At 40.5% G+C, this 13,146-nt stretch carries 15 protein-coding genes; 5 read left to right on the top strand and 10 right to left on the bottom strand.

Annotated features, from left to right (window positions below; all coding sequences use genetic code 11):
- Positions 1-36 precede the first annotated feature (36 nt).
- Entirely contained in the window at positions 37-531 is a 495-nt protein-coding gene (locus tag BC751_RS05530) for a cupin domain-containing protein (protein ID WP_130274672.1), read from the top strand.
- A 25-nt stretch (positions 532-556) separates the two neighbouring features.
- Here the strand turns inward: BC751_RS05530 and mazG are convergent, their stop codons facing one another.
- Positions 557-1,366, bottom strand: coding sequence for a nucleoside triphosphate pyrophosphohydrolase (gene mazG / locus BC751_RS05525; RefSeq protein WP_130274671.1), 810 nt, complete (start codon positions 1,364-1,366; stop codon positions 557-559).
- Between the two features lie 71 nt (positions 1,367-1,437).
- Between mazG and BC751_RS05520 the strand changes: the two genes are divergently transcribed.
- From BC751_RS05520 to BC751_RS05510, 3 genes are all read left to right on the top strand, one after another.
- A complete protein-coding gene (locus BC751_RS05520; protein WP_130274670.1) occupies positions 1,438-1,668 on the top strand; it encodes a hypothetical protein in 231 nt (76 codons plus the stop codon).
- 59 nt (positions 1,669-1,727) lie between these two features.
- Positions 1,728-3,116, top strand: a complete 1,389-nt coding sequence (glmM, locus tag BC751_RS05515) for a phosphoglucosamine mutase (RefSeq protein WP_130274669.1) — start codon at positions 1,728-1,730, stop codon at positions 3,114-3,116.
- Positions 3,117-3,179: 63 nt separating this feature from the next.
- Positions 3,180-4,322 (top strand): cysteine desulfurase family protein, encoded by a 1,143-nt coding sequence (locus tag BC751_RS05510; protein ID WP_130274668.1) that lies wholly within the window; start codon positions 3,180-3,182, stop codon positions 4,320-4,322.
- 77 nt (positions 4,323-4,399) lie between these two features.
- On the opposite strand, the gene BC751_RS05505 is transcribed toward BC751_RS05510, so the two are convergent.
- From BC751_RS05505 to BC751_RS05465, 9 genes are all read right to left on the bottom strand, one after another.
- Entirely contained in the window at positions 4,400-5,026 is a 627-nt protein-coding gene (locus BC751_RS05505) for a response regulator (protein WP_130274667.1), read from the bottom strand.
- Positions 5,027-5,098: 72 nt separating this feature from the next.
- The gene (locus BC751_RS05500) at positions 5,099-5,863 is read right to left on the bottom strand and encodes a sensor histidine kinase (protein WP_130274666.1); all 765 of its coding nucleotides are present in this window, start codon (positions 5,861-5,863) and stop codon (positions 5,099-5,101) included.
- Positions 5,864-5,937: 74 nt separating this feature from the next.
- Positions 5,938-6,612, bottom strand: a complete 675-nt coding sequence (locus BC751_RS05495) for a hypothetical protein (RefSeq protein WP_130274665.1) — start codon at positions 6,610-6,612, stop codon at positions 5,938-5,940.
- A 9-nt stretch (positions 6,613-6,621) separates the two neighbouring features.
- Entirely contained in the window at positions 6,622-7,032 is a 411-nt protein-coding gene (locus tag BC751_RS05490; RefSeq protein ID WP_130274664.1) for a hypothetical protein, read from the bottom strand.
- Positions 7,033-7,143: 111 nt separating this feature from the next.
- The gene (locus BC751_RS05485; RefSeq protein WP_130274663.1) at positions 7,144-7,818 is read right to left on the bottom strand and encodes a hypothetical protein; all 675 of its coding nucleotides are present in this window, start codon (positions 7,816-7,818) and stop codon (positions 7,144-7,146) included.
- A 140-nt stretch (positions 7,819-7,958) separates the two neighbouring features.
- Positions 7,959-10,913: a protein translocase subunit SecDF gene (secDF, locus tag BC751_RS05480; RefSeq protein WP_130274662.1), complete on the bottom strand. Its 2,955-nt coding sequence runs from the start codon at positions 10,911-10,913 to the stop codon at positions 7,959-7,961.
- Between the two features lie 95 nt (positions 10,914-11,008).
- Entirely contained in the window at positions 11,009-11,368 is a 360-nt protein-coding gene (locus BC751_RS05475; protein WP_242617379.1) for a hypothetical protein, read from the bottom strand.
- Positions 11,369-11,464: 96 nt separating this feature from the next.
- Entirely contained in the window at positions 11,465-12,082 is a 618-nt protein-coding gene (gene udk, locus BC751_RS05470) for a uridine kinase (RefSeq protein WP_130274661.1), read from the bottom strand.
- Between the two features lie 19 nt (positions 12,083-12,101).
- Entirely contained in the window at positions 12,102-12,671 is a 570-nt protein-coding gene (locus BC751_RS05465) for a non-canonical purine NTP diphosphatase (RefSeq protein WP_130274660.1), read from the bottom strand.
- A gap of 280 nt (positions 12,672-12,951) precedes the next feature.
- On the opposite strand from BC751_RS05465, the gene BC751_RS05460 reads away from it, so the two are divergent.
- Positions 12,952-13,137, top strand: coding sequence for a hypothetical protein (locus BC751_RS05460; protein ID WP_130274659.1), 186 nt, complete (start codon positions 12,952-12,954; stop codon positions 13,135-13,137).
- The last annotated feature ends 9 nt before the right edge of the window (positions 13,138-13,146 follow it).

Genomic DNA, 13,146 nt, shown 5'->3' with positions numbered 1-13,146 from the left:
TATTTGGAGAGTTTTTGATTATTTAACAAATCAGGTATGAAATCCAAAAATGAAATTTTTGAAGCCGCGGAAGGGCTAATGAAAGAAAAAGGTTTTACCATTATCAAAGAAGACAGAGAAAGGCCTTGGGGAGGTTTTCTAGTCATAGAAGAGTCCGAAGCACAAAGATTTGCCCAGGAGTTTTTCCCCGAAGAAGATTTTCAACAGTTGAAACTTTCTGAAAAGCTAAGCCCTAAAATTCTGCTTGTCGCTCCGGGAAAAAGGCTGAGTTGGCAGTACCATTACAGAAGGGCAGAGATCTGGAGATGCATCGGTGGAACTGTTGCTGTCGCCACCAGCTTGACGGATGAGGAAAAAGAAAGGCATGTTTTGAATGCGGGGAAGAAAATCAAACTGCAACAAGGAGAAAGGCACCGTTTGATCGGGTTGGACGACTGGGGAATGATTGCCGAAATCTGGCAACATACCGACGCCAACCACCCCTCAGATGAGGAAGATATAGTACGTTTACAGGATGATTTTGGGAGGTAAGCATTGACTTGCTCCCCAAAATCCATCAGGTTTTAGGAATTTTTTTTGCTTCTTCCCAATATACATCCATTTCTGCCAAGGTCATGTCCTCAATTTTACGGCCTGCTGCCTTAGCTGCATTTTCTAGGTACTGGAACCTTTTGATGAATTTAAGGTTGGTGCGCTCCAGGGCTTCTTCTGGATTGATATCAATAAACCGGGCATAATTGATCAGGGAAAACAAGAGGTCGCCAAATTCACCGGTGGCTCTTTCTTTATCAATTTCTTCATCTTTTGCTGCATTGAATTCTTCTTTGAATTCTTTCATCTCCTCTTCCACTTTTTCCCAGACCTGATGCTTCTCTTCCCAGTCAAAACCTACCCCTCTTGCTTTTTCCTGAATCCGCATGGCTTTGATCAAGGCTGGCAGAGATTTGGGTACCCCTCCTAAAACGGATACATTTCCTTTTTCCTGGAGTTTGATCTTTTCCCAATTTTGTTTGACCACTTCCTCGTCTTTGGCATCTACATCTCCATAAATATGGGGATGCCTTCTGATCAGTTTTTCGCAAAGGCTATTGATCACTGAACCGATATCAAAAGCAGATTTCTCTGAGCCGATTTTGGCATAAAAAACAATATGCAGCAGGATATCTCCCAGTTCTTTTTTGATTTCCTCAAGGTTGTTTTCAAGGATCGCATCGGACAATTCGAAAGTTTCCTCTATCGTAAGATGGCGAAGGCTTTCCAATGTCTGCTTTCTGTCCCAAGGACATTGTTCACGCAATTCATCCATGATGGTCAATAAACGGTCAAATGCGGCCAGTTGGGCCTCTCTAGATGATAATTCAGACATAAAAAGGGAAACTATTCTTTATATGAGGACGTTTTGAAAGTATTACGTAAATTTGCGCAAATTATATTGATATGGCAACCTTATATCTTACTTTAGGCTTCTTGGCACTGTTTTTCGTACTGATGTCCGTGAGGCTTATCTTATTGAAAAACGGAGAGTTCAAAGGTACTTGTGCTTCCCAAAACCCTTACCTGAATAAGGAAGGTGGAACCTGCAGCTATTGCGGCAAAACCGTGGATGCCAATTCTTCCTGTGGCAACCCTGACAATGAAGTGGACAAGGTCTTGGCCAAATTCAAATAAAAAATTTTGTTCTCCTGGCATTGCCAGGATTTTTCAGTTATTAACCAATTCTTTTGCACGTGGCATTAATCAAATCTATTTCCGGAATCAGAGGAACTATAGGCGGCAAACCGGGTGAAGGCCTTACTCCTTTAGATGTTGTAAAGTTTACCTCTGCCTATGGGGCATGGGTAATCCATCATACCAAAAATCCAAAAGTAGTCATCGGCAGAGATGCCAGGATTTCAGGGGAAATGATCTCCAAACTGGTGTCTGCAACACTCCAAGGTTTAGGAATCGATGTCATCGATCTGGGACTGAGCACGACGCCTACCGTAGAACTCGCAGTACCTTTGGAAAAAGCCGGCGGGGGTATCATCCTTACCGCCAGCCACAACCCCATTCAATGGAATGCACTTAAACTGTTGAATGATAAGGGGGAATTTATTTCTGATGCAGAAGGAAAAGCGATTCTGGAGAGTGCCGAAAAAGAAGATTTCACTTTTGCAGAGGTTAAAAAATTAGGCAAATACACCCAAATCAATGACTATATTGACCGACATGTAGAACATGTGCTCGGGCTGAAATTGGTGGATGTTGAAGCCATCAAAGCAAGGAAATTCAAAGTCGTGGTAGATGCGGTCAACTCGACCGGGGGGATCGCAGTGCCGAAATTATTGAGGGCATTGGGAGTAGAGGACATTGAGGAAATGTTCTGTACCCCGGATGGACATTTTCCTCATAATCCTGAACCCCTTCCTGAAAATCTCAGGGATATTGCTGAGAAATTGAACAGAGGAAAATATGATCTTGGAATAGTGGTGGATCCCGATGTGGACAGACTTTGTTTTATGAATGAAGACGGCTCTCCTTTTGGAGAGGAATACACCTTGGTGGCGGTTTCTGATTATGTGCTTTCGCAAACACCTGGAAATACGGTTTCCAATCTAAGTTCTACACGTGCCCTTCGAGATGTTACACAAAAAAGGGGAGGCCAATACCAAGCCGCTGCGGTAGGTGAAGTCAATGTGGTCAATAAAATGAAAGAAACCAATGCCATCATTGGCGGGGAAGGTAATGGTGGTGTCATCTACCCTGAATCCCACTACGGAAGAGATGCCTTGGTTGGAATTGGCCTGTTCTTGACACATCTGGCAAAATTTGGAAAAAGCATTTCCATGTTAAGGGCCAGTTATCCGAATTATTACATTTCCAAGAATAAAATCGAACTCACCCCAGAAATTGATGTGGATAAGATTCTTGAGGAAATCAAAAGAAAATACAGCAAACAGCCCATCAATGATATCGATGGCGTAAAAATCGAGTTTGAAAAAGAATGGGTACATTTGAGAAAATCAAATACTGAGCCCATCATCAGAATTTATTCGGAATCTGAGACGCAGGCAACAGCAGAACACCTTGCCAACAAAATCATCCTCGATATCAAAGAGGTAATTTCAGGATCATAATTCCTTTCCAAAGTTTAGAACTTTGGAAAAAGTTAGGTATAAACCCAGCAAAATAACTTGAAGATGAGAGTTTATTTAGACAATGCCGCCACCACAGCGATGGACGATAGGGTAATCGAAGCAATGCTACCTTACATGAAGCTTCACTATGGCAATCCCTCCTCTGTTCACAGTCATGGTAGAGAAGTACGCTCAGCCATAGAAAAAGCACGTAAAAAAGTCGCGGAATTGTTAAATGCCAGTCCTTCTGAAATATTTTTCACTTCAGGCGGTACAGAAGCAGACAACACTGCCATAGTCTGTGGTATTGAGACACATGGCATCATGCATGCCATCACTTCTCCTATTGAACACCATGCCGTGCTGCATACTTTAGAGGAATGTGCAAAAAAAGGCAAAGTAAAACTCAGTCTTCTGGATGTAAACCAAAAAGGTGAAATCAACCTGGAACAACTCGAAGATTTGCTTAAAGCCCATCCCAATTCATTTGTTTCGTTGATGCATGCCAACAATGAGATCGGTAATATCAATGACCTGAATGCTATTGGCCATCTTGCCAAAACTTACGGCGCTTTTTTTCATTCTGATACAGTTCAGACCATGGGACACTATGTGCATGACCTTAAAACCCTTCCGGTAGATGCCTTAGTGGCAGGTGGTCACAAATTCCATGGTCCCAAGGGATCCGGATTTTTATTTGTCAGGAAAGACAAAAAAATCCACCCATTTATCCATGGAGGAGCCCAGGAAAGAAATATGCGTGGGGGTACAGAAAATGTCATAGGCATCATCGGTATTGCCAAAGCACTCGAACTGGCCTATGAGGACATGGATGGACACAGAAAACACATCGAATCATTAAAAAATAGATTCATCGAACTGCTCAGGGAAAATATTCCCGGAGTGGAATTCAATGGCCTTTCGGGAGATATGGAGAGAAGCCTTTATACGGTGCTGAATGTCAGTTTGCCACCTTCAGAAGAGAACAGAGGCATGCTCTTATTCAATTTGGATCTACATGGGATCTCCGCTTCCGGAGGTTCTGCCTGCAGCAGTGGAGCCACGGTTGGCTCCCATGTACTGAGGGCATTAGGTCATGATCCAGAAAGAGAATCAGTGAGGTTTTCTTTCAGCAGATTCAATACAGTCGAAGAAATCGACTATACTGTTGAGAAATTAAAGGAACTATACAGTGTGTCGGTTTAAATTGTAGGAATTTATTGATTATTCTCCTGTATTTAGGTCATACCCCTCCAGTCCCTAAGTACAGGGATTTTTCAATTTTAGAGATTCATCTCAATTGCTTTCTTTACCAGTTCAACGGCTGAACTGACCCCCAATTTCTGATGGATTTTTTTACGGTGGGATTCTACGGTATGCTGGCTAAGACTTAATATATCGGCAATTTCCTTATTGAGGTTACCATCTTTGATCAGTCTAAGGATTTCGAGTTCCCTTCGGGAAAGCTTAAACCTTTCCTTGAAATGATCGGGGTATTTCCCATCATCTTGCTGAAAAAGCAGTTTTTGAAACCCTTGGATATAGCTTCCCTCATATACTTCCCGAATGGTATAAATAAGTTCGTCCGGGTCTGAACCTTTGAGGACATAGGCATCAGCGCCCAGCTTGATACTTTTTTCATAGATGTCTTTGTCATCATACATGGATAAAACGATGACCTTTGTATGGGGAATCCTTCTCTTCACAGCTTCCACTACTCCCATGCCATCCAATTGGGGCATATTCATATCCGTCAAAACTACATCCACATGATGGGATTTCAGAAAATCCAATAACTCCAGCCCATTGTTAAATACACCTTTAACAATAAAATCCTCTTCCTCTTCCAAAAGGCTTTCTATTCCCTTTGCAAACATTTTATGGTCATCTGCCAGTGCAATGGTGATCATGAGGTCAGTAGTGATTAATGAGGTCAGTAGTGATTAAATCAAGAACAATCTTAATTACCCCCAAAAGATAGGTCAAGGATTCGATATTGGCAAGGAGAGTTTGATATCTGTTCCTTCTCCAGGATTGGATTTGATTTCAAAATTCCCCCCAATTGTGAGCATTCTGTTTTTCAGATTGAACATGCCAGAACCACTACTGACCTGAGAAGTATTAAAACCAACCCCATCATCCTTGATACAAATCATCAACTGTTCCTGAGTTGTCTCCATGGTAAAGGAGATATTTTTTGGTTTGGCATGTTTGATGGCATTGTTCAGACACTCCTGAATGGTCCTGATCAAAATGATTTTTTTGTCTTTGTCAAGATTTACTTCCTCCCCACTCTTGATGAATTGCGTTTGACAAAATGCTGCACTTTCAAGTTTCCCCAATTCATTCTGAATAAAGTCGCTCAAAGTAATGGATTCTACCCAGTCCAGGTTTAAGGACTTAGAAAGGGAGCGCACCTCCTTGATGATCTGATTGATCATGGACTTACCCTCTGAAACCTTTTCCGGTTTGGAGCTGGACAGATTCATTTTGGCCAAAGAAAGTAATTGTCCAATATTGTCATGGAGTTCCCTACCTACATGTGTCAAGGTATTTTCTCTGATTTCCTTTTCCGCATTGATGATGGTTTTTTCATATTCTGCCCGTAAAGCTGCCAGCTTTTGTTTGTTTTGAAGCTGCTTTTGCCGGTGTATAATCACCATAGTGACGATGAATGAGCCCATCAGCAACATCAAAATAAAACCCAAAAGAACGATGTAAAAAACTTCTGTTCCGGAATTATCCATGCCGTTTTATTCCAAATAGGATGATTTGACTAAAAATAAGCAATTTCATCTAAAGTTTCTTGTCTTTTTTGAAATCACGGCACCTCATTTATACCAGCCTTTTCCCTATTCAACAAGGGAAGATAAAAACTTACTGCAAAAACAAAGTACATCAATGCCCCTAAAACATTGATGATATCCCGGATTATTACCATTAACTCAAAATTGCTTGTATTGACAAACCTGACTGAGGCAAAATTCAACATGGCACTGGCATAAAAAAACAAAAGAAAAGTAATTACCCAAAAAACAGGAAACCTAAGCAAATCCATTTCAATAAATAAATTCCTGCTGATAATACTGTAAAAAAAATAAAGGCAAGCGCCAATAATTAACAAAGACCCCATAATATAGGAAATATCGTGAAATTCTTGAAACGGTGTAATAAAAAGGGTTTTGATTACACCAAACAATAAAAAAAGCCCTCCCAATAAAAACAGAACTTTTTTAACTTCTTTTTGATGGAATAATTCTTCGAAAAAATACAGATAAAGGATAGGCAAGGTGTACACAAATACCGCATTGTAGTAAACAATATTGGATTGTCTATTTGAAGCCAAATACGCACACCAAGCTTCTAAAGCAGCTACTAATACCAAAACAACAAAAATGATCCGATGGAATTTTCGGAGAGGACCTAAGTCAGCAAACAGCAATGGCAAAGAGACCAACGCTGCTAATGCAACAACAATTGGATACCAATAAATCATTAGTATTAATCAAAGTGTAATGGGGGGTCTACAAAAAGGCGGACATAAATTAGCTCCATTTTCTATGGAATCTTCTCCTGATTTGATGGAATCGGAACTTAAGAACACATCATAAATTCCATCTGATTCCTTGTTTGCAGCCGAAAGGGCTACTGAAATCCTTCCAATATATTGCTCTCTTCCCTCTCTATCCTCAGGCACTAAATAGATGTTCTCACTATCATATTGCCCAAAATATATTTTTATCCCTCCCGTTTTTGGGTCCGTCATTTGTAAAAGTTTCTCAATTGTAGCCCTATCAAAAAACGCCCATTGGGACTGCTCGGTAACAGGTTTTCCTTTACTATCGATTCCAGGCAATCCTTTTTGTACATGTTTTTGATAAGGTTCGATAAATTTTTTCAGGTCTTCTTTTTTCATGGTGCTCGTAGTAAAAGTGAATTAAACAAAGGAATCGTCTTTCCAAATTAATCGTTTTCCTGGGCTAAGAAAAGTTTTTCCTGAAAATAAGGTAAAAAAATAAATCCAATGTCAATCAATTAAAGCCAATTTTTTGGTGTTAAACCAAGGCAGTATAAATGCCAAACCAAAAACCAAATACATCAATCCCGCCACAAATTGATTGATCGTAAATAATAATTGGACATGGTCCAAAACAAAGACCGGGTGGAACTGATAGATTCCAAAAAGCAAAATCGCCTCCACATAAAAAAGCAAAATCGCCCATGAAATCCAAAAATGCGGCAATCTAATCAAATCCCTATCTGCATAGGCTTTCATCTGCATCAAATGGAATAAAAACCTGACCACGAGAAAAATTATAAATACCGTAAAGGGCAGAAATGTAAAATACTGGAATTCTGTAGTGATTGACTGAAAAAACAAAGTGTTAACCAATCCCCAAACCACTAAACCTACGCTTATCCAAGCAATTTTCCTCTTGAATACCTGATTGACCTCCAAAAGGCTTAAATAGAAAATTAAAAGTAAAGATTCCCCATACACCCATCCAACATTATAAAGGAGGGAATTATTGATGCCCTTAGCTGCCAAATAAACTCCCAAACCTTCCATCAACAAGGCGAGGAATAAAATAGCAATAATAGTTTGCTGAGCAGTGGATTCAATACCTTGATTCTTCCGCTTAACAAATAGGGAAAACAGAAAACCTGTCGCAATTATCAAAAGATAAAAATTACCGAACATAAACCTTACATTGTAGGAACAAAGGTAATCTCCCCCAAAAAGCGAAAAAATCCCCTGTGCAGGGGATTTTTATTTCAAAATCGAAAAAAAAAGGGGAGACAGAACAAATCTGTACTCCCCTTCATTGAAAATATTACAATTTAAGCGGTCTTTTTACCACTAGCTTCTTGTGCAGCTTCAGCCTCCAATTCTCTTTTCATCAAATCTACAACTACTGGTGTAGCAATATAGATAGAGGAATAAGTACCGATCAACACCCCTATGAACAAGGCGAAGGAGAAACCTCTCAATACCTCACCACCAAAGATCAACAGTACCAAGACCACAATCAAAGTCGTTGCTGAAGTGATCAAAGTTCTGGCCATAGTCTGATTGATGGCATCGTTGAACATTTTCACCAACTTGGAAGTGCCGCGATTTTCGATGTTCTCCCTGATACGGTCAAATACAATCACGGTATCATTGATAGAGTAACCCACTACAGTCAATACCGCCGCGATAAATACTTGGTCAATTTCGAATGTGGCACCCAAAGCAGAAGCAATAGCGAATGCTGCAATCACAAAGAATACGTCATGCACCAAGGCGATGATGGATCCCAATGAGAACTGCCACTTGCGGAACCTCAACAAGATGTACAAGAAAATCGCTACCAGGGCAAAGAACATCGCCTCTGCAGAAGATTTCTTGATGTCGTCAGCCACAGTTGCCCCTACTTTTGAAGAACCTGTAATGCTAAACTGCGCATCTCCCAAGTTGGAAGCATCACTGTTAAAAGTCATTCCGGTAATAGCAGCTATGCCTTCAATCACTTTTCTTTCTACCTCTGCATTAGAGGCATCATCATCTTCATTGATCAGGTAAGAAGTGGTTACCTTCATCACGTTGTTTGCACCATAGGTCTTCACTTCCACTGAACCATCAAACTCACCATCCAGACCAACTTTAAGATCCGTAGCGGTCATTGGTTGAGAAAATTGTACAATATATGATCTTCCACCTGTAAAGTCCACACCAAATTTCAACCCATTGATCGCTGCAATAGCCAAACCGATTACAATGATAGAAGTTGAGATAATGTAAGCAATCTTTCTCTTGCTCAAGAAATCAATATTCAACTGTCCCAATATATTTTTAGCAAATGGAGTTGCAAAAGAAATATTACTCTTGTCTCCTTTTTTACTCATCCAATGCACAATCACTCTGGTAATGAATACAGCAGAGAAGAAAGAGGACGCGATACCGATCATCAATACGATTGCGAAACCTTTTACTGGACCTTGACCCAATGCATATAATATGGCTCCTGTAAGGAAAGTAGTCACGTTGGAGTCAAGAATAGCAGAAAATGCCTTGTCATAACCTTCATTGATGGCAGCAATCAATCCGGAACCTCTTCTGAGTTCCTCCTTGATCCTTTCAAAGATCAACACGTTGGCATCAATCGACATACCTATAGTCAATACAATACCGGCAATACCCGGCAAGGTCAATGCCGCTCCCAACTGGGCCAAAATCCCAAGGATAAAGAAGATATTGAACACCAAAGCTGCAATAGCAACAAAACCACCTTTAGAATAATAAGCCACCATGAAAAGGACTACCAATACCAAACCTGCAATCATGGAAACCACACCTTGTTTCTGAGCTTCCTTACCAAGCGTAGGACCAATAATGGCTTCTTCTACAATTTTGGTTGGAGCCGGTAGAGAACCTGATTTCAGGATATTGGCCAAGTCTTTGGCCTCTTCGATGGTGAAGTTACCGGTAATTTCAGACTGTCCGGAAGGAATTTCACTCTGAACCACAGGAGCAGTATATACATAATCATCCAAAACCACTGCGATTCTTCTGCCAATATTTTCTGAGGTCAATTTTCTCCATCTTCTGGCCCCATCTGCATTCATTTGCATGCTTACCGCAGGTCTGGAAGTCTGATCCAAGGTCTGTCTTGCATCAGTAATCACATCTCCCTCAAGTGGTGCCTGGTCAGAAGCCCTGTTGTATTTGATACCAAAAAGCTCCAATAATTCCATATTGTCCACTACCTGAGGTTTTACGGACCATAGGAATTTCACATTTCTCGGTAAAAGGGACCTTACATCTTCCCTTGCCAGGATCCTGTTGATCGTGACCGTATCCCTGATTTCATAGATCAAACCTTGTCCTTTGGTCAAAGAGAACAATGGAGAAATTTGGGTGGAAGTATCATCTCCTTCAGAACGCTGTGCCAATTGTCTTTCGAGGTCAGTAGCTTGGTCAGCTGCTTCATCTGTTTGAGGTGTGGAAGCCCCTTTTGCTGCTTGAGCCTCGGCCACCAAAAGCCTGTTAACGTCTTCCAGCTCAGCCAAATACTCATTGATCTCAGCTACTTCCCAGAACTGAAGCTTGGCTACTCCCTGTAATAGATTTCTAACCCTTTCTGCATTGCTAACTCCCGGAAGCTCGATCTGAATCCTTCCTGAACCTTGGATTCGCTGGATATTGGGTTGGGAGGTACCGAATCTGTCCACTCTGGTTCTCAAGATGTTGAAAGAGCGGTCAATAGCATTTTCAACTTCCGTGTCAATGATTTTGAGGATGTCAGCATCGGATGACTCCAAGGAGATTCTTCCTCTATTGGCTGCAGTGGCAAAAATCTCACTCAATTTTCTTCCTGAGGCATTTTGCTGCCAAGCCGCATAGAAAAGATTGACAAACTTCTCATTGCTGGTCTTCGCGGCTTCAGTTGCCTGATCCAAAGAAAGATTGAAGGCTGCATCCTTGCTGTTACCGGATAAACCTTTCACAATTTCCACAGGGGACACTTCCAGTGTCACGTGCATACCACCCTGAAGGTCAAGACCTAAACCTAATTCAGTTTCTTTAATTTCTTTGTAGGTGAACTTTGCTCCCAAGAAATTGTAAACCGGCTCTCTGTAAATAGAGTCCAGGTAAGCCTGTTTCTTGTCAAAATCCACATTGCCTACCGCATCGGTAGCAAAGGCCGTTGCCTGGCCTTCAATTTTGTTTGATACGAGAGTGAACGACAGATAATACAGACACAATGCTGTAATGACTACTGTCAAAAACACTACGACACCTTTGTTACGCATAATATTTCAGTTTAATTGTTTTTATTGGAATGGAATAGAATGATTTTCCGAACTCTACGAGGCCAGAATGGATTCGAATTGCAAAAAAGAATCAATTAAGGAGCATTGGTGGAAATAATCCGCTCCAGTAAGATTTCCCAATAGGGAATATTGGTAGGAAGTGAAAAACTAAGGTTAGAGCTTACAGGCTTGTCGAAACTGATGTTTTCATAAATCAGATAAAGTATCTGCTGTCCGATTACGGTCACAAAAGGAACTACGGCATCTACAGCGATATTTAAATAAGTCTGATTCTCATCCTGAGGATCCTGCTGCTGTTCTTGTTGGGAAGACAAATGCTTAGCATCAGGCTGTGGAAGGTATTCCACTCCTGAAACCAGCATACAGAAAAACATGACCAACAATAAAGTGGCACGTTGTCTCCATATGGCGCTATGTCTTCTTTTTTTACTCACGGCTGGCAAATATAGAAAGTTTTGAATATCCAAGCATTCTTCTTTCAAAAAATCTAAATACCTGGAAATTATCTCCAAAGGTTAGATTTCAGAATTTTATTCTGTTCTAACCCGCAGGTACGTCCTAATCACGTCCAAGGCCCGCTCAAAACTCCTATTGTTCGGAATAATCAAGTCGGCATCGTGCTTAAACGGTTCAATATATTTTTCATAGGTGGGCATCACATGCATCTCATATCGGTACAATACATCATCCAGATCATAGCCTCTTTCCACTTTGTCCCTGACTATCCTTCTTTTCAATTTGATGTATTCTTTGGCATCAATAAAAATTTTAAGATCAAGCAAATCTGCCAGTTCAGGATAATACAACACAAAAATACCCTCCACAACCACAACTGGAGCTGGAGCAAATTCCAACATTTTGGGTTTTTTGTTGGGATTATTGAAGGTATATTCCTGTCTGTACACCGTCTCTCCATTTCCAATTTTGCGGATATCTTCCGCGTATTGTTCAAAGTCTATGGAGTTGGGCGTATCAAAATTGTGAACACCTTTATCATCTATGGGCTGAAGGTGTCTTGGCTTGTAATAATTGTCCTGGGAAATGAGACAAACTTGGCCGGGTTCAAAGGTATGCAGTAATTTATCCAAGAAGAGGGTTTTCCCAGAGGCACTTCCCCCTGTAATCCCAACGATGAAAGGTTTCTTCATGGGGGACAAAATTAAAAAATTATTTTAGAAACTTCACCAAAGCCTGCACTGCCTTGCCCCGGTGGCTGATCCTGTTTTTCTCCTCCATGCTGAGTTCGGCAAAGGTTCGATCAAATCCCAAAGGCCTGAAAACCGGATCATATCCAAAGCCTCCTGTTCCTGTTTTCTCCTGAATGATTTCCCCCTCAGCTATTCCCTCAAAAGCATATTCCTTACCGCCCTGTATCAAAGCAATGACGGTTCGGAACCGGGCTTTTCGGTTCGTCTTTCCCTCCATGGCCTTTAAAAGTTTTTCTATATTCCTTTCATCAGACCTAGGTTCTCCTGCATATCTCCCTGAATAAACGCCCGGCGCCCCATCCAATGCCTCTACTTCCAAACCTGTGTCATCTGCAAAACAGTCCACCCCATAATTTTCAAAGACATACCTGGCTTTCTGAAAAGCGTTGTGGTCCAAGGTATCCCCTGTCTCCGGAAGTTCCTCATGACAACCGATTTCGGCAAGGGATAGGATCGTAAACTCTGAACCTAAAGCAGCTTTAACCTCCTCGATTTTCTTCTTATTATTGGTAGCAAAACAAATTTTCATCTTTTCTTATCTTAACACAAAAACGTAAATCTACTATTTAAGTTAAAAAGCATAGCAAACCAAGAACTTAATTAAAGCATAAAATTGAAAGGATAATTTTAAAGTTAAAATAGTTTCTTTAGAATTATATTTACAACTTTTTTATATAAGCATCCTCATTTTTTAAAAAATTTGTTCTTATTGTATTGTTTTTTTCAATAATAATAATTTCGTTATGAAAGCTTTGGTTAGCTTTTTGTTTTGGCCAAAACATTAATTATAACTCTAACTGTAAAATTAAATGAAAAGGAAACTATTATCACTTGCTTGTATCGGCCTTTTCGTTGGAGGGTTAACTATTCAAAATATTTCAACGGCCATTGTAGCTAAAGGTACACTTTATGGAAATTCCTCAGGAACGAAATATTGTTGTAAATTAGGTACAAATGATTGTGCTGCAGCAAGATGCGGAGGATCTAACCAATAACCTATTAAT

The sequence above is a fragment of the Cecembia calidifontis genome (assembly GCF_004216715.1).
Lineage (GTDB): Bacteria > Bacteroidota > Bacteroidia > Cytophagales > Cyclobacteriaceae > Cecembia_A > Cecembia_A calidifontis.
The sequence above is the reverse complement of the archived record's forward strand: the minus strand, read 5'-3'. Positions and strand labels throughout refer to the sequence as shown.